The sequence below is a fragment of the Autumnicola lenta genome (assembly GCF_031846515.1).
GTDB lineage: Bacteria > Bacteroidota > Bacteroidia > Flavobacteriales > Flavobacteriaceae > Autumnicola > Autumnicola lenta.
Genome location: NZ_JAVRHO010000015.1, coordinates 42634 through 61789 on the forward strand (window position 1 = coordinate 42634; position 19156 = coordinate 61789).

The following is a 19156-nucleotide window of genomic DNA, read 5'->3' on the forward strand; positions in this document are numbered from 1 at the left end:
TGAACTACAACTAATTTAATTAATCTCGAACCAAAAAAATTACATTATGGCAGAAATCAAAGTTGAAAAGAAAAAGCCCATTTGGCCATGGATAATCGCCGGGCTCATTGTACTGGTAATTTTATATTTCCTTTTTGCAAATGGGGACGACGATGAGATGATCGATGAAACCGAACAGGAACAAGTTATAGACACAACATCTATAGAAGAGGAAAATACCGCTAACTGGGACAACAACAGGAATGATACTGTAGGCGGTGTAGATGGGTATTTATCGTACATAGGAGATGAGTCCAGAATGGGTATTGATCATGAATATACCAATAATGCTATCATCTATCTTATGAACGCCGTACAGGCTAAAGCGAACGAACTAAACGTGAATATAGATGCGGACATTGAGGAGATCAGACAAAAAGCTGAAAAAATCACTCAGGATCCTATGGCTACTAACCATGCTGATAAGATTAAGGACGCAGGAAGTGATCTCACTAATGTAATTGAAAATTTACAGGAAGAACAATTTCCTGATCTTTCACAAGACGTACAGGAAGTAAAATCAGCTGTACAAGACATTGATGGTTCTGTTCTCACGTTAGAACAGAAAGATAAAGTCAATAAATTCTTTGACGAAGCAGGAGATGTTCTAAATAAAATGAGCTAACAATTAAAAATTAAAAAATTATGGCAAATACTAGTAATAATAGAGACAATAAAAATAAACATTTGTTTTATCTGGATGAACTTTCCGACTATAAGGTTGCAAGCGATGATCCGGATGTAAGAGGCTGGGAAGTACAGGACAAAGATAACCGCGTAGTAGGAAAGGTGGATAACCTTATGGTCAATAAAAATACGCAAAGAGTAGTGTATCTTGACGTTGAAGTTGATAAATCCATTATTGAAGCTAACCATAAGCCCTATAGAGATAGTGCTGGTGATGGTGTTCACGAATTTATTAACAAAGACGGAGAGAATCATCTAATAGTGCCTGTGGGACTTGTTAGGCTTAATACTGATAAGAATTTTGTCTACACCGATAGGATTGATCACAGGACATTTTCTGAGACAAAGCGAATGGAAAAAGGAGCAAATGTGGACAGAGATTATGAGATTGTAGTACTGGAATCATATGATAGATCTGGTAGCCGTACAAGTGAGAATGAAAATGTTACGAGAGATGCAGCTACAGGAGCAGATGACCTTTCTGACAGAAAAGCTGATACCCGTACAGGTAATAGCGGCAATTTAACTGAAAATCGTTCTACCGGAGTTGCAGACAATCAAAATGACCCTGCCTTTAAGGAAAGTCGAGGACACAAAGCAGACAGTTTAAGCGATACCCATACTAGAGATAAAGATGAAAAAGGGACTACATCAAATACTGTTACTGGTAAAGAAAACGATTCTGCTTTTCAGGATGATCCAAAACACAGATCAGACGATGATCTGACTTCCAAAGATGATGAGTCTTTTTATAAACGAAGGGAATTTGATCGTACCAACTACAAAAGTAATAAAAACTAGGTTCTCCCTCAAAGGGCGAATGCGAAAGGAGAAGCTGTTCAGTTTCTCCTTTTTCTTTTAATATAGAATATTTTTTTAATTAAGACATTATAAGGACATAGCCTTACCACCACTTAGCTCTTCGACAGGACCGCAGGAAATATATTCACCCGGTATTGGGTCGTACCACAGTACATTTTCTCCTACTTCTTCGCTGGTTTTCCAGGCCCAGATCCCCATTTCCCTTACATTTTGTAAATATGAAAAAGCACCGGCATCAGCACTGATTCCAGAATATTTTAGATTATCACCAACTCCCTCATTCTCTTCTGCTGGATCTTTATCCTGCGGATCCTGAGTTTCGGTATTACGTTTTACGTAGCTTTCTCTTTCTTCGGGGGTTGCGCGAAGATATTTTGCAACAATTTGCTCATATTCTTCCTCGCTTCCCTCCCCTGTCTTTTTATCAAACATACTTTCAAAAGCTTCTGAAAAAGCTTCTGCAGAGTTTTTGAATTCCTTCTGACTTTCTTCGGAAGCTACTTCATTAATATAAGAATCCAAAAATTGCGCAATATTAAGATCTCCAGCACCCGGAGTGTCTGTCGTTGGTAGTATTACATCAAGGATTCTTGTAAGGGCAAAACCATTGGCAGCACTTAAAAAAGTTGGTTCCCATTCGTAATTCCTTTCATTCTTACAACTCTGCAAGAGCCCAAGCGTAGTTGGTCCCACAACCATTATTCCCGCTCCAAGCCCTATGTTTCTTAATGCCTGTCTTCTGTTCATCTACTAAATATTAAGCGTTAGATTTTTTAAAATTTTTTGAAGCATGATCAACTGCCCTTGCTGTCATCGCCATATAAGTAAGAGATGGATTCTGGCACCCTGCAGAGGTCATAAAGGAGCCATCTGTGACATATACGTTAGGAACCTCATGAATCTGATTATTTCCATTTAAGACAGAAGTCTTAGGATCCCTCCCCATTCTCGCAGTACCCATTTCGTGGATTCCCAGACCTGGTGCACCCAATTCGTCATAAGCGCTAATATCTTTAAAACCACCTTTTTCCAACATCGCCACAGCCTGCTCCTGCATATCTTTTCGCATCTTCAATTCATTTTCTTTAAATTCTGCGTCAAAAGTTACCGTAGGCAGTCCCCATTCATCAGTTTTATCATAATCCAGGAACATCTTATTATCGTGGTAAGGCAAGGTTTCTCCAAAACCAAGAAGACCCATTGTCCAGCCTCCCGGTTTAGAAATAGCTTCTTTTAGTTCTTGTCCATAAGCAGCTTCCGCAATGCTTTCTTCCCAATTACCGCGGCTTGCACCTCCCTGATAGCCATAACCTCTGGTAAAGCCCAGATTATCACTACCATTTACATTCCTGAAGCGCGGGAGATAAATACCATTTGGTTTTCTTCCCTTGTAGTAGTAATCTTCCATACCATCAAACTTAGCTGATGCTCCTACTCTAAAATGATGGTCCATAAGGTTATGACCTAATTCGCCACTGTCATTTCCCATGCCATCAGGAAAACGATCAGATTTAGATTGCAATAAGATGCTGCTTGAAGCCACTGTTGAAGCACACAAAAATATTACATTCGCCTTGTATTCTATTGCTTCTTTGGTTTCCGCATCGAAAATTTTAACTCCGGTAGCACGTTTATTGTCCGCATCGTAAACTACTTCATGCACTACAGAATTAGGACGCAAAGTCATATTTCCTGTGCGGCTTGCCGCCGGTAAAGTAGAAGAATTACTGCTAAAATATGCTCCATATGGACAACCTCTTACACATCGGTTTCGGAATTGGCACTTACCACGATCCTCGAATTTTTTGTCGCCCGTAATATGTGCAACTCGGCCGGAAGTTAAAACCCTTCCATTAAAATTTTCGGCTATACTTGTTCTCAGGTGATCTTCAACACAATTAAGCTCCATAGGAGGCAGGAATTGCCCGTCAGGCAATTGACTTAGTCCTAATTTCTCACCACTTACTCCTATAAAAGTTTCTACATAATCATACCATGGTGCAACATCTTTATACCTTATAGGCCAGTCTATTCCTTTTCCATCACTTTTATTTGCCGTAAAATCCAGATCGCTCAAACGATAACTATGTCTTCCCCACATAATAGATCGTCCCCCTACATGGTATCCGCGCATCCAGTCAAATCTCTTTATTTCATTGTACGGATGCTTAATATCATCCACAAACCAATGGGCGCTCGCCTCATTAGTAGTATAGCCTGTTCTTGCTTGTTTGTACTGTCTCCTTTTATCTTCACGAGTTTGTTGTCCCTTAAACTTGTAATCCCATGGATCATCATTCATAGTAGGATAATCTTTTACGTGCTCTACCATAGGACCTCTTTCCAGTACCAGTGTCTTAAATCCTTTTTCACAAAGTTCCTTGGCGGCCCATCCTCCACTAATACCTGTTCCAACGACTATAGCATCATAGCTATTGTTTTCGTAAAAATTACTCACAATTCAGCAGTTAATTATTAATTAAATAATAGATATAGTGCCAAATATATAAATTTATACTTATAATTTTTCATCTTTAAAAAAAAGTCTACTTTTAAAATTCAAAATTTTGTTAAATAAACTACTTTATCAATTAACTAATCATGAAAATTTCTAATTTCAAATTCTCCGGAATAGCTGTATTTATCATGCTGTTCAGCCTTAACTTTATTTCTTGTAAGGATTTTAACCAACAAGATTCCGACCAGGAAACTGTTAAGAAAAACGACACACTAGACACAAAAGATCCTTTTTTTAAAATTTCCCTGGCTCAATGGTCGCTCTCAGGACCTATGAGAGATGGCAGTATGGATCCTGTAGATTTTGCTCAAAAAGCAAGCGAAATGGGCTTTGAAGGTATAGAATATGTAAGCCAGTTATACACCAGCAGGTATGCAGATGCTGAAAACCCTGAAGCCGCTTTACAGTCCCTCCTGGATACCCTTAAGGCAAAAAGTGAGGAATATAATGTGGAAAATGTTCTTATAATGGTAGATCATGAAGGTGAATTAGCCGCTGCAGATGAAGCTGAAAGAAACGAGGCGGTAGAAAAACATAAGAAATGGGTGGATGCGGCAGAATTTCTTGGTGCTCATGCTATACGTGTAAACCTTTTTGGAAGTGAAGATGAGCAGGAATGGAAAACTGCTGCTACAGACGGCCTTAAAAAGCTTTCAGAATATGCTGCCGGTAAAAATATTGATGTTCTTGTTGAGAATCACGGCTATTATTCCTCCAATGCTGCCCTTCTGGCTGAAGTTATGGAGGACGTAAATATGGAGAACGCGGGAACTTTACCGGACTTCGGAAATTTCTGCCTCAAAAGAGAAGGTGGCGAGCGATATGAAGCCAAATGTGTAGAAGAATATCCAAAATACCAGGGAGTAGAAGAAATGATGCCTTACGCAAAAGCCGTGAGTGCAAAAGCCTACGAATTTAGTGAGCAGGGGGAAGAAACCACTATAGATTTTGAAAGAATGCTGCAAATTGTAAAAGATGCAGGATATAGCGGTTATATAGGTATAGAATATGAAGGTAGTGGTCTTTCTCCAGAGGAAGGCATTCTTGCCACCAAAGAACTCCTGATCGAAAAAGGAACTAACCTAAATTCAGAGAACCAGTAACGTGAAAAACAGTACACGCTTTCAACTATCAACCATGATGTTCCTCGAATTTTTTATTTGGGGAGGCTGGTTTGTAACTTTAGGGACTTTTTTGGGAAACAATCTTGAGGCAACTCAAACGCAAATTTCCACAGCATTCTCTACCCAATCCTGGGGCGCCATTATTGCCCCGTTTATAATTGGACTTATAGCCGACAGGTATTTCAATGCTGAAAAGATTTTAGCAATTCTTCATCTTATTGGTGCCTATTTAATGTACCAAATGGCTTATGCTGAAGATTTCACGACTTTTTACCCCTATATACTTGCCTATATGATCGCTTACATGCCTACACTTGCTTTAGTGAATTCTGTAAGTTTTAACCAAATGAAGGATCCTGCTAAAGAATTTTCCTTTATCAGGGTATTTGGAACCGTTGGCTGGATAGTTTCGGGAGTGGCGATTAGTTACATTTTTAGCTGGGATTCTGCGGAAGGAATTCAAGAAGGAATGCTTAGAAATACATTCCTTATGACTGCTGCTGCTTCAGCATTTTTGGGCATTTTCAGCTTCTTTTTGCCAAGCACTCCGCCAAAAGCAAAGACAGGAGAAAAACCCAGCCTTACTGAAGTTTTAGGTTTGGATGCACTAAAGTTGCTTAAAAGTAAAAACTTTCTAATTTTCTTTTTGTCATCTATTCTTATAAGTATTCCGCTGGCATTCTATTACCAGCACCTCAGTCCTTTCTTAACAGATATCGGTGTTGGAAATTCAACAGCAAAAGCAGCTCTGGGCCAGGCTTCAGAAGTTTTATTTATGCTTCTAATTCCATTTTTCCTAAAGAGATATGGCATAAAAATTACACTTTTGATGGGTATGATTGCCTGGGCCGTAAGATACCTGCTCTTCGCATATGGCAATGCTGATGAGCTTTCCTTTATGCTGCTAATCGGGATTGCCCTACACGGGGTCTGCTACGATTTCTTCTTTGTTTCAGGACAGATATATACAGATTCCAAAGCGGGAGAAAATTTTAAGAGTGCAGCGCAAGGCCTTATTACCCTCGCCACTTATGGAGTTGGAATGCTCATAGGTTTCTACGTTGCAGGCCTGGTAAGTGATGCTAATATGTTAAGTGACGGCAATCAGAATTGGACAGGAGTATGGACATTCCCTGCAATTTTCGCTTTTGCAGTAATGGTACTTTTTGCTATATTCTTCAGAAATGAAAAAATAGAAAAGAAAGATATAGAAATTTAAAAGCAAATAAATTATGAGTAAAAAAATAAAATTAGGCATACTTGGTGGAGGCGGTGATTCACTAATAGGTATCCTTCATCGGGTGGCTTCTGCCATGTATGACAAATATGAAGTGGTGGGAGGTGCCTTTAATCCCGAACTTGAAGAAAGCATAAATTTTGCAAAAGAGATTGGCATTGGTACAGACAGGATCTATAAAGATATTGATACTCTTATTGAAAAAGAAAAATCCCTTCCTGAAAATGAGAGAATCCAGGTAGTATCTGTCCTCACCCCTAATTTCCTGCATTTCCCCATGGCTAAAAAGCTGCTGGAAAACGGCTTTAATGTAATATGCGAAAAGCCAATGACCACTACTTACGAAGAAGCTAAAATTCTACAGGAGACACAGGAGAAATCAGGAAGCATCTTTGCAGTAACTTATACCTATACGGGATATCCTATGGTACGGCAAATGAAGGAGATGATTGCCAATGGAGAACTCGGCAAGATTCAGAAAATAGATGTTCAGTATTACCAGGGATGGATCAATTCAATTATCCATGACAAGGAAAAACGTTCCAGTACATGGCGCCTTGACCCTGAAAAATCCGGAATTAGCTGTTGTGTAGGAGATATTGGCACACACGCTTTTGACATGGTGGAATATGTTACCGGCCTGGAAGTAGAGGAAATTTTGGCAGACCTCAATTACTTGTACAAAGACAACGTAATGGATATTGACGGAACTGTGCTTTTAAGATGTTCAGAATATGTAAAAGGAGTAATACGTTCCAGCCAAATTGCTACAGGTGAAGAAAATAATTTTACGGTAAAGATCTATGGAGAAAAGGCTGGTTTAAAGTGGGAGCAGGAAAACCCCAATTATCTCTACATGTTGGAGGAAGGACAGCCAATGCGGGTCTTAAAGCCGGGACATCCTTACAACAGTAAATTGTCCCTTGACGGAACCAAACTTCCCCCGGGGCATCCTGAAGGAATTTTCGATTCCATGGGAAATATTTATAAAGGTGTAGCCCGTGCTATTAATGGGGAAGACTATCATCCTGCCGAATTCCCACAGCTCAGGGATGGTTTACGGGGAATGAATTTTATAGAAAAAGCTGTGCACTCCCATAAAGAAGGGAACGTATGGGTAAAAATTGATCAATAATAAAAAACCGGAAAATGAAGACAATTAAAGGACCTGCAGTATTCCTGGCACAATTTATCGATGAAAAAGAACCTTTTAATTCTTTGGATGGATTGTGCAAATGGGCTTCAGGATTAGGATATAAAGGAATACAAATTCCCACGTGGGAACCAAGGCTCATAGACCTGAAGAAAGCCGCAGAGAGCAAAAACTATTGCGATGAACTTAAAGGTAAAATTGAATCTTACGGACTGGAAATAACAGAACTTTGCACGCATTTACAAGGGCAACTTGTAGCCGTACATCCTGCCTACGATAAAATGTTCGATAATTTTGCGCCTAAAGAACTACACAATAAGCCAAAAGAAAGAACAGATTGGGCAATAGACCAGTTAAAAAGCGCAGCTAAGGCCACGCGTAACCTGGGATTGGATGTAATGGGAACTTTTAGCGGTTCTCTGCTTTGGCATACCTCCCATCCCTGGCCACAACGTCCTGCAGGACTCGTAGAACTGGGATTCAAAGAACTTGCTGAAAGGTGGGTTCCAATTCTCAATGAGTTTGACGAGCAGGATGTAGATGTTTGTTATGAAGTACATCCGGGAGAAGATGTGCACGATGGGGTAACTTTCGAGCGCTTTTTAGAGGCAACGAATAACCATAAAAGAGTGAATATTCTTTATGATCCCAGTCATTTTGTACTTCAGCAGTTGGATTACATTGAGTATATTGATAATTATCATGAGTTTATAAAAATGTTCCATGTTAAGGATGCCGAATTTAATCCTACGGGTAAAAAAGGAACATTTGGTGGCTATGAAGATTGGATTAACCGTGCAGGGCGCTATAGGAGCCCCGGTGATGGCCAGGTAGATTTTAGAACCATCTTTTCCAAATTAACACAATACGGGTGTGATGTATGGGCAGTAATGGAATGGGAGTGTTGTATAAAATCTCCTGAACAGGGAGCAAAAGAAGGTGCTCCATTTATCCAAAGCCACATTATTCAGGCAACAGAAAAGAAATTTGATGATTTCGCGGGAACAGAGATTAATGAGGAAAGATTAAAACAACTCCTCGGCACCAACAATTAAACTAAATCTATGAAACTATTCAATGTAAGCATTTTCGCTCTGGCAGTTTTGGCTTCAGGATGTAAAAATAATACTGAACAAGAAGAACAAGATGTTCCAACTGAAGAGCAGACCGTTATTTCGCAGGATCAGGAAAACGACTGGCAGGAACTTTCTTCAGGGAATGACCTGGAAGGCTGGAAAGCCTATAAGTCTGATTCTATTTCTGATCAATGGAAAAAAGAAGGAGAAGCTATAGTTTTTACTCCTTCTGAAGATGGTCCTGAAGGATCTGAAAACCTGATTACAGAGGACGAGTACACTAATTTTCAGCTCGATTTTGAATGGAAAATTTCCGAAGGAGGAAACAGCGGTGTAATGTGGGGCGTTCAGGAAATGGAAGAATATAATGAGCCGTACTATACCGGCCCTGAAATTCAGCTGCTCGATAACGAAAAGCATCCGGACGCTAAAAACGGACCTGTACGGCAGGCCGGAGCTTTGTATGATATGGTTCCCCCAGGTGAGGATGTGACCAATCCGGCAGGAGAATGGAACACCCAGTCTATTGTAATCGACCACGAAAACAACATAGGAAGTGTGACTTTAAACGGAACAAAAATCACAGAATTTCCCGTTCATGGTGATGAGTGGGAGCAAATGGTGTCAGAGTCAAAATTCAGTGACTGGGAAGATTTTGGCAAAAGTCGTACCGGCCATATTGCCCTTCAGGATCATGGGAACAAGGTGTCCTTCAAAAACATTAAAATTAAAGAACTGGAGTAAATCGTTTTTTACGCCTATTTTTAAGAGCTGTGTAGATTTCTACGCAGCTTTTTTGTTTTTATGGTTTCATTACAATTATTTTTCCTAATTTATTATCTAAAGTTCGAAAAATGAAAACTACAAAAGTCGCTTTTAAAAATAATGAGGGTAATGAACTGGTGGGGTACCTGGAACTTCCCACTAATCAAAAACCTCATAATTTTGTCTTGTTTGCTCATTGCTTCACCTGCAATAAAAACTTTTTTGCACCCAAAAATATCAGCCGCACGTTAGCTTCACGTGGCTTTGGTGTGCTGAGGTTTGACTTTACGGGATTGGGGGAAAGTGAAGGCAAATTCTCTGATACTAATTTTTCGGGTAATGTTGAGGACTTGGTTGCTGCGGCAGATTTTTTGAAGAAAGAGTATGAATCACCTTCTGTACTCGTAGGCCATTCCCTGGGAGGAGCTGCTGTTTTAATGGCTTCCGAAGAAATAGAATCTGTAAAAGCAATAGCTACCATTGCCGCTCCGTCCACTATTACGCATGTAGAAGGCCTCCTTTCAGAACAAATGGACAAGCTTATGAAAGATGCAAATGCAACTGTAAATATAGGAGGCAGGCCCTTTAAAATTAAGAAGCAGTTCCTGGAAGACCTGCAGAATCATGACCTTGGGTCTCGATTATCAAAACTGGAAAAAGCCATTCTTATACTTCATTCTCCTCAGGACGAAGTTGTGGAAGTCAAAAATGCTGAAGAACTTTACACAGCAATCAGCCACCCTAAAAGTTTTGTTTCCCTGGATGGGGCAGATCATCTCTTAAATGATAAAGAATACTCGATTTATGCGGGAAGGGTGATAGCAACCTGGGCAGAAAAATATATAGAACTTGAAGAAATCCAGGACCTGGAAACAGACCATCAGGTTGTGGCAAATTTGGGAAACGAAGGTTTTACCACCCAGATCAAGGCAGGTATACATAATTTTACTGCAGATGAACCCGTGAAAATGGGAGGAAATAATTTTGGCCCCACACCATACGAACTTATTTCCGCAGGCCTGGCTGCCTGTACTTCTATGACGATCCAGATGTATGCAAAGAGAAAAAAGTGGCCGCTGGAAAACGTAGAAACGCATGTTAATTATGCTAAACAACATGCGAAGGACTGTGAAGATTGCGATAAGGATAGCTCAAAAATTGACATTTTTGAAAGGGAAATCTCTATTTCGGGAGATCTCGATGAAAAACAGGTAAAACGCCTGCTTGAAATTGCAGACAAATGTCCTGTTCACAAAACACTGAGCGCTGAAATTGCTATCACCACAAAACTGGCTAACGCCTGACATGAAAAAATTTACTTTAGCGTTTTAGTTTTTTCTGAATCTTTTCTATAAAGGTATCTTTCGCTCCGGGTCTTTTGTAACCCATTAGAAAACCTATAGGCCGTAGTTCCTTGCTGTGATCTGCAATTATTTTTATAATCCCAAAAATAGGAACAAAAAGAATAAGCCCCGCACCGCCCCATATTGCGCCTCCCAGGAGAACGGCGATAATAATAAATAACGGACTTTGCTGTACCTCAGAGCCTATAATGATAGGTTCAAAAACATAACTTTCCATCAATTGAATGATGGTGACAATTATAGTAAAAGATATAATTTCTATGGAGCTTCCACCAAAAACAATCATAAAGATAATGGGAAGAATACCGCTTATAAAAGGTCCTATATATGGAATAATAGTAATCACAGTACCAAAAAGTACAAGTAGAGTTGCATGTTCGAGACCATAAGCGGTAAAGGTTATCGTATAAAGAATAGCCAGCAAAACCATCACCTGAATCCTTCCCCAAAGATATTTATGAGCTACCTTTTTTGTTTCCCTCAATATTTGTCTGGTCTCCTTCTTTTTGTCCTCAGAGATATATATCATCAGGAATTGTTTAAACTTATCCCGGTTTACAAGGAATAGAAATACATAGATTAAAACCAATAAAAATTTCACCAATATTTCAGTCACACTGGCGAGCACTTGAGAAATAAAACTTTGAATCCAGTTTATTATGGAGGTCATCTCATCCTGAAATAATTCCTTTTGCTGCTCCAGTGTAAAACCTGTTACACCCATTAGCCTTTCCTGAAGCACCGTCACATATGCTGCAATTTCCTCCTTTCTTTCAATAAGATCATTTAAAAAAAACCCCAGTTGACGAAAAAGAAAGAATAGCACCAATCCCACACCTATAAATAAAACGAACGTACTCACAAAAGATGATATAATACGTCCTGCCCCAGTCTTTTCCTCAAGAAACTTACTTACGGGAACCATTAGAGTAGACAGGAACACTGCAAACACTATGGGTATAAGTAGTGCTGCTCCAAAATAAAGACCTATAATTACTAAAAAAAGTGAAAATAATATCGTGTTCGTTCTTTGAAAATTTCTTCTTACCATTTTATTCTCTTAATTCCTGCGATCAAATCTTAAACCAGTCGTCTTTCAATGGATTTCACCTCCGGAAACTAAAGATAATTAAAAAATCCTCTTTTTGCTGATGCATCGCTGCACGAGATAACCTCATTACCTTAGAAAATTCCGATTGGACTCGGTTAGTCAAATACCTACATATAATTCATAACCAAAAATGGAATAAAATACATGTGAAATGCGCAAATCCCCCTTTCTACTTCACTGTTAAGCTATCCTTAAATCTTTGGTCAGCGCTTTTATTAGATTTAATTTAGTGTGGTATAACCAGAAAATTAACTACAACATTATGAAACGTACTAGTATATCTTTACTTTTTTGTGCTTCTGTTTTCGTCTTTGGTTGCAAAAACGAAGGAGAAAAAAACGAAAATGACCTGGAAACAACAACAGGTACAGAATTAACTACGGAAGAGGATGAAATGGACTCTGCTGAAGAGATGAAAGAAATAACCGTAGATCTTGAAGCCAAAAGTGGCAGCGACCTTTCAGGGACAGTTACTTTCACTGAAGAAAATGGAGAAGTAAGAATGGAAGGAACAATTAGTGGTCTTTCTGAAGGCACCCATGCCATTCATATTCATGAAAATGCAGATTGCTCTGCAGAAGATGGATCGTCTGCCGGAGGCCACTGGAACCCAACAAATGAACCACACGGCGAATGGGGTGACTCTGAAGGATACCACAGGGGCGATATTGGCAATTTTCAGGTAGACAGCAATGGAGAAGGAAATGTTAGCATGTCTACAGACCAATGGTGTATAGGCTGCGACGATGAAAACATGAACATCGTAGGAAAAGCTGTTATAGTGCACGATGGAGTAGACGATTATACATCGCAACCATCAGGAGACGCAGGAACAAGAGTAGGCTGTGGAGAAATTGAAATGGAAATGTAACATTTTGATTAATAGCATAAAATTATATCCGAAGAGTCTGGCTTAAAAGTCAGGCTCTTTTTATTTTGTAAGAGGGAATCTCCGTAAAATAAATTGTGCGGAAAATTGCCATTTTTCAATCCTCTTCTAAAATTTGATTAGCAAGTAAGGTCAAATCTCCTTTCCAAAGTCTAAGCAAGCCATTGCTTAAAATCTTTTACTTTTTCCCTGCTTACGATCAAGGGAAATTCACAAAAAGACTTCAGATTTATACGCAACCGGGAGTTAGAGTAAGCTACGATATCTTCAATAGCCGAAATATTTACAATACATTGTCGGTTGATCCTGAAAAAATTTTCGGAACTTAATTCATTTTCAAGCTTCTCCAGGGAAATATCGAGGGGATAATTCCGTTTGTCCAATGTATGGATATAAGTAGATTTATTTTCAGAACTAAAGCAGCTGATTTCCTCCACATTAATCAGTTTAATATGCTGGCCTACCTGTACAGTGAATCTCTTTCTGTGCTCTGAAGTGTTCAGGTTAAAAATAGATTTCAGATTTTGCACGCTCAGTCCACCATTAATAGCTGCAGAATTTTGATAAAATTTCTGCATTGCCGCAGCAAGTTCCTCATCATCTATAGGCTTCAGCAAATAATCCACACTATTCAGTTTAAACGCCTTCAGCGCATATTCGTCATAAGCAGTCGTAAAAATAATGGCACTCTTAATTTCCACATTTTCGAAAATTTCAAAAGACAGACCATCACTTAACTGGATATCCAGAAAAATAATTTCAGGATGTTCATTTTGCAGAAACCATTCCGTAGCCTCTTCCACACCATGTAGCGTAGCGATTACGTCTACCTTTAGTTTCTCCAGCATACGCTGTAAACGCCTGGCAGAAGGTTTTTCGTCTTCAATAATTAATGCCTGTATCATCATATTATTTCCAGTTTCTCCTTTTTTCTTTTTCCATCAATTCTTTGACTTTGCGCTCTTCCCAATTTTTTCCTAAAAGCTTATTAGGTCCAAAAACACTCGCCCAGTGAATAAAGAGACCAATTCCCCAAAGAAAGAAATGATGTAATTCCAGATATCGTCGATGACTTTCCCACACGCCCTCTTCCCTGTTTCCCAGCACAAAAAGGACAATATTTACTAAAATGTAAAGCAAAAGATGAATATAAAACCCTTTGATATCCTTCACTTTCTTTTTTGCCGACTTGTAATTGAAGTCTTCTTTAGTATGTTCTTCCATTTTTTCCATCATTCCCAGTTTCTCTTTTTATCTTTTTCCATCAATTCCTTCACTTTGCGCTCTTCCCAATCCTTTCCAAAAAGATTGTTGGGACCAAAGACAGCAAGCCAGTGAGCAAATAATCCAATTCCCCAGAAAAAGGCTGTGGAATACGTCCAGATATCATTTAAAGCGTGCCAATCGCCATTTTGATACGCCGCTACCGCGACAATTGCTACATTTACAAAGAGATAGACGAGCAGGTGCACATAAAACCCTTTGATCTCTTTCACTTTCTTTTTTGCAGCGTTATAGCCAAAGTCTTCCTTATAATACTTTTCCATTATTTCCACGATTTTTGTTGTTGCTGTTCCTTCTCCATGATCTCCTGAATTTTACGTTCCTCCCAGGCAGAGCCGTAGCCAAAGACCGAAAATCCATGAATTGTTAATCCAATTCCCCATCCAAATAGCGGAAACCAAAACCATTGAAAACCCCAAAAAGTATAATAATTAATAAATATCAGGAAGGGAATTACTATACAATATGAAAGGAGATTTCCATAGAACTCCTTTAATTCCTTTACGCGCTCTTTGGCCTTATAATATGCATTTTCTTCTCTAAAATCCTGTGTTTCCATAATGGCTATTTGTTTGGTTAGTACCGGTAATTTTACTCTGAAAATTTCCTGGTTTTGTTCTATAAATACTTTTCTCCGGGTCACAATACCGTAGCGGTCCACAATATTTTGAAGCCCTACTCCTTTTCGCTGATGCAGCACTTCTTTCTTCTGAAAATTATTCTCTATCACTAAATATCCATCTGCTTCATATATTTTAATCCGCAACGGTTTTGCCTCACTCACCACATTGTGTTTTATGGTATTTTCCAGCAACAACTGAAGGGATAGCGGCACCACCTTAGCTTCGGGCGTAGAAAGCTCTTCTGGAACTTCATAAAAAATACTATTTTCAAAACGCATCGTCAACAACTTCATATAAGTTACCGCAAAAGTCAGTTCCTCTTCCAAACTCACCAGTTCCTTATCTTTCTGTTCCAGGACATACCTGTAAATTTTTGAAAGTGATGTCGTAAATTTTTGGGCCTGCTCTGGATTTTCATCAATTAAAGAAGTCAGAACATTAAGGCTGTTAAAAAGAAAATGCGGATCTATCTGATTTTTTAAACTTTCGAATTTTGCTGAGGCGGTTCCGGCAATAATTTTCTGTTCGGTTACTTTTCGCTCCTGGAGGGCTTTGTAGAAATAAAAAACGTGAAAGGCAAGGGAAATAATAATGGTAAATAGCAATGGAGCGATATAATAACTTAAACTTTCATTCTGCAGAAATTTTCCCACTGCCACGTCTCTAAAAACCGTCATATCTATCAGCCTGCAAAAAAAATAGCCAACAAGTGTGAGCGCAACAGAACCCGCCGAAGCGAAAATTGCCCTTTTTAGACCTGCATTTTCCCACCCGATTTTCTTATTGAAAAATTCAAAATAAAGTGCGTTGATGGCTGTTAGTACAAAGGAATAGAAGAAATAACCTCTCCATACTTCCCATTCCAGCAATTTTTCTGTATTGGCATAAAAAATGGAATCCAATAACAGCACCACCAGGCCGATAACCAGTGAAGTCTTTATTATTTTTAGCAAAATTTTCATTACGATTTCCTAATTACAGTATTAATTTGCCATACTTCTTTAACTCTCAACATTTGATTACCCCAAATTGTAACTTTTTAAATCTCCGTTTTTTTTACCAAGATAATCAGAAATATTTTTAGATCTTTCCGCAGGTTTCCACTATTAATTGCCTGGCCCGGCTTTCGCCCCACTCCGGTGCGTATTTTTCTTCGGGTTCAAAATCGGAAAATAACTCAAGGCTTTTCTTTAAATCTTTACAATATTCTTTTGGATCCCTGCCAAAAAATTTTGCCGCACCCATATTCCATTCTGCTTTAGAAAGGATCACCCGCGGATTTCGGGGAGCTATCTTTGCTGCATCTTCATAGATGTTGCTTATTACAGGAGAAAGTTTCATTCCATAAACCGAGGGTTCCATAGTTATATAAGCGGTATGCAGCAATCCCTGTAAAACCATAACCTCCACATTGTCTTCTCCTGCATACTGCCCGGCTTTATCAAGAAGTTCCTGTGCCTGTTCCAGTTGTTGCTCTTTTTTCACCGCATCGGTCATTTCAAAACTTTCCACAATTTTAATTTGTGAGGCGTAGTAATATGGCACCCAGTTATTTTCTTCAGCAATTGCTATTCTTTCAAAAACGTTTGCGGCTTCAGAAATTTGTTCATCCCCCCAAAACTCAAAAGCTTTATCCATTCCGGTTTCGTATTTGGATTGTCCGTTAACCCACAGTACCATGAGTAGAAAGCTTAAACAACAAAATATTTTTTTTCTCATAATTTAAATTTCAAAGGTTACATCATCTTAATTTTCTGTGTTACTTTTTCTTTATTCTTCACTTCAAATTTTGCGTCTTCCCATTGGGGAGGGCCAAATCGCGCAGGAGCATTGTTGGAAGTGGCATAATTTTCCAGGGGCCAGAAACCCATGAGCATATTAAACTCCTTATCTTCATTTTCGTCGTGAAATGAGGAAACTGCATAAACCCCGTCTGAAATATTTTCAAATTCCACCTTTACCTGCCCATTCTTAATATCCACAGTTTTCGCCTTATAAGCATTTTCAAGAAATTGTTCTCCTGTGTTATAAAGGGCAACCACTGCTTTGCCTTCATCAGATTTAAAGCCTGTAATTACTATTTCAACATTGTTTTGTCCCTGTAGCCGAGAAAATATTCCGAACATTAGTATCCCAAAAATTAAGCTTACGGTTTTTATTATTATTGATTTTTTAGTTACAGTTCAAATTTGGACAATAAGAACAGGACTTGAAATTTTAAAACCCTGAACTGTAGGATTCTTATGATGAGCTGTGATTTTCTATAAATTGTCTAACTGATTTTGACTTTTATCTTTGCTGATCGTCCAGAAGAACCCAATAAAGAAAAAACGGTCTGCCGGAGGTGTAATTGCTCTTCCTGCAAAACGGCCGTCTACACCCGGGTTATCAGCATATTCGTAGCCGTGGATGTTTTTGCTTCCCAAAAGGTTGGAAACAGAGAAATACAGGATTTTCTGCTGACTTATGAGGTATGCCCAATTGAAACTTAGATTGTTGTAAGTACCCGTTTTTTCGTTCATAAATCCGAGAGTGTTGGGGTTTTCGTAAGGCCTGCCGCTGGAAAAATTATAGGTGAGCCCCACCTGGCTCCGGATATCTTCCAGCCAGTATTTCATGACCAGACTTGCGGAATGATCTGCCACAAAATCTGGTGTTACTTTTTGAGGATAATTCCTGAAATTCCTTTTTGAATCTATAAAGCTATATGAAAGCCAGTATTCAAAATTCTTCAGGCTCTTATTATCTCTGAAGAAAATATCCACACCCGTTGCATATCCCGATCCCGAGTTAACAAACGCTGAATTATAAAGCGGTTCTTCGGTATTATATTTAACCAGCTCCTCATAGTCTTTATAATATGTTTCCGCACGAAAAGTGTAACCCGGCTTTGACCATTGGTAATTAAAAATATAATGCGTTGCATTTTCCGGGTTAAGATTGTGATCATATTTAAGGTAGAGGTTTTGCGGCTCCTGCAGGAATTTGCCATAGGCCAGGGAAAATTGTCCTCCTTGTTTCAGCTTATAGGCTAATGACAGACGCGGGGAAACCTGGAAATCTTCAGACAGATTCAGGTAAGATCCTCTTAGTCCGGCTTTTAATGCGAAATTTTTACTAAAAAGAATATCTCCTTCAGTATAAAACGCATAAATAGTACTAGTAAACTCTGAGTTAAATTGTTCTTCCTCCCTGTATTTTTCAGAAAAGTTCTTTAGAAGAGCTTCAGCCCCAAATTTTAGCTTAAAATAGCTGTTGAATCTTTTAGCAGCACCCATCTTAAGGTTTGCGGCTTTTTCTTCCGAAGAAAGTTGGGCATCATTAATTAACGCATCGTTTGCCGCATGAGAAATACTTGCACCAGGATTAACGCTCCATCCATTGCCCAAATTTCCTTTATATGAAGTGTTAGTATAGAAATTACCATTCTTTAGCTTAAATCTCAGAAGATTGGAACTGTTAAGATCTGGCTGAAGAATTTCAAAATTGCTGTATTCATAAGCCGAATAAAATTTTAAGAGACCACTTGATAATTGTTTTCTAAAAACCGCTTCTCCTCCAAGTCCTTCATAGGGCTTTTCAAATTGGGCACTTTTATTATTGGGAATTAATTCTAAATACGGCGCCAGGTTAATATAGCTGGCATTTAGGGACAAAGAAGATTCTTTCCATTTCTGAACGTGCCCTGCGCCCGCGCCAACGCTCATTATAGAAATGTTAGTCTCGGTTTGGTCGGGCTCGTTAATAGTGTTGAGCAGCAAAACGCTGGAAAGTGCCTGGCCGTACTCGGCAGAATATCCCCCGGTTGAAAAGGTTATACCATCAAACAGAAAAGGAGAATATCTTCCGCGTGTAGGTAAATTATTTGCCGAAGCTGCGTAAGGCTGAAAAACCCTTAGCCCGTCTATAAAAACCTGGGTTTCTTCTGCAGTTCCACCTCTTACAAACAACCTTCCATCCTCACCCACTGTTTGAGTGCCGGGCAGGGTTTGGAGTGCCGCTATAAAATCCCCGGCCACCCCGGCTGTAGTCACAATGTCTAAAGGTTTTAAAACAGAGACGCTGGAATTATCCCCGGCAGAAAATGTTCCTGCACTTAGTACTACAGCGTCTAAGGCGCCTACATCTTCGCGCAACACAATTACCAAATCCCGCATAGCACTAACCTTTGTACTTTTCTTGAATTCCTGAAAAGAGATAAAGGAAATAACCAAGGTTTTTAGTCCCGTTTCAGATGTTTTAAACTCGAAACTACCATCTTCTGCACTTGTAGTCCCGTCATAGGTGCCAGATAAATAAACATTAGCGCCAAAAACAGGATTGTTATGCCTGTCGGTAACCCGGCCATTTACGGTCTGTTGGGCGTGTAGAAATCCGTAGGACAGAAGTATCAGGAATAGTATTGAAGTTTTCATCTCATATTGTGTTATAACAACAAATATGTGATGGAAAGTTATTCCGGCG

19 protein-coding genes are annotated in these 19156 nt (G+C 39.1%); 9 read left to right on the top strand and 10 right to left on the bottom strand.

Annotated elements, in window-relative coordinates; all coding sequences use genetic code 11:
- The first annotated feature begins 46 nt into the window (after positions 1 to 46).
- Both RM545_RS11480 and RM545_RS11485 read left to right on the top strand, forming a co-directional pair.
- Positions 47 to 664, top strand: a complete 618-nt coding sequence (locus tag RM545_RS11480; protein WP_311495423.1) for a hypothetical protein — start codon at positions 47 to 49, stop codon at positions 662 to 664.
- Positions 665 to 684: 20 nt separating this feature from the next.
- Entirely contained in the window at positions 685 to 1527 is an 843-nt protein-coding gene (locus RM545_RS11485) for a PRC-barrel domain-containing protein (RefSeq protein WP_311495424.1), read from the top strand.
- An 87-nt stretch (positions 1528 to 1614) separates the two neighbouring features.
- Here the strand turns inward: RM545_RS11485 and RM545_RS11490 are convergent, their stop codons facing one another.
- Both RM545_RS11490 and RM545_RS11495 read right to left on the bottom strand, forming a co-directional pair.
- Positions 1615 to 2295, bottom strand: a complete 681-nt coding sequence (locus tag RM545_RS11490) for a gluconate 2-dehydrogenase subunit 3 family protein (protein WP_311495425.1) — start codon at positions 2293 to 2295, stop codon at positions 1615 to 1617.
- Positions 2296 to 2305: 10 nt separating this feature from the next.
- The gene (locus tag RM545_RS11495) at positions 2306 to 4006 is read right to left on the bottom strand and encodes a GMC oxidoreductase (protein ID WP_311495426.1); all 1701 of its coding nucleotides are present in this window, start codon (positions 4004 to 4006) and stop codon (positions 2306 to 2308) included.
- 143 nt (positions 4007 to 4149) lie between these two features.
- Between RM545_RS11495 and RM545_RS11500 the strand changes: the two genes are divergently transcribed.
- The 6 genes from RM545_RS11500 (at position 4150) to RM545_RS11525 (ending at position 10725) form a co-directional block, all read left to right on the top strand.
- Positions 4150 to 5169, top strand: a complete 1020-nt coding sequence (locus RM545_RS11500; RefSeq protein WP_311495427.1) for a sugar phosphate isomerase/epimerase family protein — start codon at positions 4150 to 4152, stop codon at positions 5167 to 5169.
- Position 5170: 1 nt separating this feature from the next.
- Positions 5171 to 6409 carry a nucleoside permease gene (locus RM545_RS11505; protein ID WP_311495428.1) on the top strand — a complete coding sequence of 413 codons (1239 nt, stop codon included), beginning with the start codon at positions 5171 to 5173 and terminating at the stop codon, positions 6407 to 6409.
- A 13-nt stretch (positions 6410 to 6422) separates the two neighbouring features.
- On the top strand, positions 6423 to 7562 hold the full coding sequence (locus tag RM545_RS11510; RefSeq protein ID WP_311495429.1) for a Gfo/Idh/MocA family protein: 1140 nt from the start codon (positions 6423 to 6425) through the stop codon (positions 7560 to 7562).
- Positions 7563 to 7576: 14 nt separating this feature from the next.
- The gene (locus RM545_RS11515) at positions 7577 to 8635 is read left to right on the top strand and encodes a sugar phosphate isomerase/epimerase family protein (protein WP_311495430.1); all 1059 of its coding nucleotides are present in this window, start codon (positions 7577 to 7579) and stop codon (positions 8633 to 8635) included.
- 9 nt (positions 8636 to 8644) lie between these two features.
- Entirely contained in the window at positions 8645 to 9400 is a 756-nt protein-coding gene (locus tag RM545_RS11520) for a 3-keto-disaccharide hydrolase (protein ID WP_311495431.1), read from the top strand.
- 110 nt (positions 9401 to 9510) lie between these two features.
- Positions 9511 to 10725: a bifunctional alpha/beta hydrolase/OsmC family protein gene (locus RM545_RS11525; RefSeq protein ID WP_311495432.1), complete on the top strand. Its 1215-nt coding sequence runs from the start codon at positions 9511 to 9513 to the stop codon at positions 10723 to 10725.
- A 16-nt stretch (positions 10726 to 10741) separates the two neighbouring features.
- On the opposite strand, the gene RM545_RS11530 is transcribed toward RM545_RS11525, so the two are convergent.
- Entirely contained in the window at positions 10742 to 11836 is a 1095-nt protein-coding gene (locus RM545_RS11530) for an AI-2E family transporter (RefSeq protein ID WP_311495433.1), read from the bottom strand.
- Between the two features lie 322 nt (positions 11837 to 12158).
- Between RM545_RS11530 and RM545_RS11535 the strand changes: the two genes are divergently transcribed.
- The gene (locus tag RM545_RS11535; protein WP_311495434.1) at positions 12159 to 12767 is read left to right on the top strand and encodes a superoxide dismutase family protein; all 609 of its coding nucleotides are present in this window, start codon (positions 12159 to 12161) and stop codon (positions 12765 to 12767) included.
- Between the two features lie 170 nt (positions 12768 to 12937).
- Here RM545_RS11535 and RM545_RS11540 read toward each other — a convergent pair whose 3' ends face one another.
- From RM545_RS11540 to RM545_RS11570, 7 genes are all read right to left on the bottom strand, one after another.
- A complete protein-coding gene (locus RM545_RS11540; RefSeq protein ID WP_311495476.1) occupies positions 12938 to 13687 on the bottom strand; it encodes a LytR/AlgR family response regulator transcription factor in 750 nt (249 codons plus the stop codon).
- Between the two features lie 7 nt (positions 13688 to 13694).
- Positions 13695 to 14021, bottom strand: a complete 327-nt coding sequence (locus RM545_RS11545) for a 2TM domain-containing protein (RefSeq protein ID WP_311495435.1) — start codon at positions 14019 to 14021, stop codon at positions 13695 to 13697.
- Positions 14018 to 14332, bottom strand: a complete 315-nt coding sequence (locus RM545_RS11550) for a 2TM domain-containing protein (protein WP_311495436.1) — start codon at positions 14330 to 14332, stop codon at positions 14018 to 14020. The genes RM545_RS11545 and RM545_RS11550 overlap by 4 nt, the downstream gene beginning before the upstream one ends.
- Positions 14332 to 15654 carry a 2TM domain-containing protein gene (locus RM545_RS11555; RefSeq protein ID WP_311495437.1) on the bottom strand — a complete coding sequence of 441 codons (1323 nt, stop codon included), beginning with the start codon at positions 15652 to 15654 and terminating at the stop codon, positions 14332 to 14334. The genes RM545_RS11550 and RM545_RS11555 overlap by 1 nt, the downstream gene beginning before the upstream one ends.
- A gap of 118 nt (positions 15655 to 15772) precedes the next feature.
- Positions 15773 to 16411, bottom strand: a complete 639-nt coding sequence (locus RM545_RS11560) for a hypothetical protein (protein ID WP_311495438.1) — start codon at positions 16409 to 16411, stop codon at positions 15773 to 15775.
- A gap of 17 nt (positions 16412 to 16428) precedes the next feature.
- Positions 16429 to 16818 (bottom strand): DUF2141 domain-containing protein, encoded by a 390-nt coding sequence (locus tag RM545_RS11565; RefSeq protein ID WP_311495439.1) that lies wholly within the window; start codon positions 16816 to 16818, stop codon positions 16429 to 16431.
- Positions 16819 to 16953: 135 nt separating this feature from the next.
- Positions 16954 to 19107: a TonB-dependent receptor gene (locus RM545_RS11570; RefSeq protein WP_311495440.1), complete on the bottom strand. Its 2154-nt coding sequence runs from the start codon at positions 19105 to 19107 to the stop codon at positions 16954 to 16956.
- Positions 19108 to 19156 lie beyond the last annotated feature (49 nt).

Excerpts from the sequence above, each read along its gene's own strand:
- RM545_RS11480 (WP_311495423.1), top strand. The coding sequence starts at position 47 with ATGGCAGAAATCAAAGTTGAAAAGAAAAAGCCCATTTGGCCATGGATA.
- RM545_RS11485 (WP_311495424.1), top strand. The coding sequence starts at position 685 with ATGGCAAATACTAGTAATAATAGAGACAATAAAAATAAACATTTGTTT.
- RM545_RS11490 (WP_311495425.1), bottom strand. The coding sequence starts at position 2,295 with ATGAACAGAAGACAGGCATTAAGAAACATAGGGCTTGGAGCGGGAATA.
- RM545_RS11500 (WP_311495427.1), top strand. The coding sequence starts at position 4,150 with ATGAAAATTTCTAATTTCAAATTCTCCGGAATAGCTGTATTTATCATG.
- RM545_RS11510 (WP_311495429.1), top strand. The coding sequence starts at position 6,423 with ATGAGTAAAAAAATAAAATTAGGCATACTTGGTGGAGGCGGTGATTCA.
- RM545_RS11515 (WP_311495430.1), top strand. The coding sequence starts at position 7,577 with ATGAAGACAATTAAAGGACCTGCAGTATTCCTGGCACAATTTATCGAT.
- RM545_RS11520 (WP_311495431.1), top strand. The coding sequence starts at position 8,645 with ATGAAACTATTCAATGTAAGCATTTTCGCTCTGGCAGTTTTGGCTTCA.
- RM545_RS11525 (WP_311495432.1), top strand. The coding sequence starts at position 9,511 with ATGAAAACTACAAAAGTCGCTTTTAAAAATAATGAGGGTAATGAACTG.
- RM545_RS11530 (WP_311495433.1), bottom strand. The coding sequence starts at position 11,836 with ATGGTAAGAAGAAATTTTCAAAGAACGAACACGATATTATTTTCACTT.
- RM545_RS11535 (WP_311495434.1), top strand. The coding sequence starts at position 12,159 with ATGAAACGTACTAGTATATCTTTACTTTTTTGTGCTTCTGTTTTCGTC.
- RM545_RS11545 (WP_311495435.1), bottom strand. The coding sequence starts at position 14,021 with ATGATGGAAAAAATGGAAGAACATACTAAAGAAGACTTCAATTACAAG.
- RM545_RS11550 (WP_311495436.1), bottom strand. The coding sequence starts at position 14,332 with ATGGAAAAGTATTATAAGGAAGACTTTGGCTATAACGCTGCAAAAAAG.
- RM545_RS11555 (WP_311495437.1), bottom strand. The coding sequence starts at position 15,654 with ATGAAAATTTTGCTAAAAATAATAAAGACTTCACTGGTTATCGGCCTG.
- RM545_RS11560 (WP_311495438.1), bottom strand. The coding sequence starts at position 16,411 with ATGAGAAAAAAAATATTTTGTTGTTTAAGCTTTCTACTCATGGTACTG.
- RM545_RS11565 (WP_311495439.1), bottom strand. The coding sequence starts at position 16,818 with ATGTTCGGAATATTTTCTCGGCTACAGGGACAAAACAATGTTGAAATA.
- RM545_RS11570 (WP_311495440.1), bottom strand. The coding sequence starts at position 19,107 with ATGAAAACTTCAATACTATTCCTGATACTTCTGTCCTACGGATTTCTA.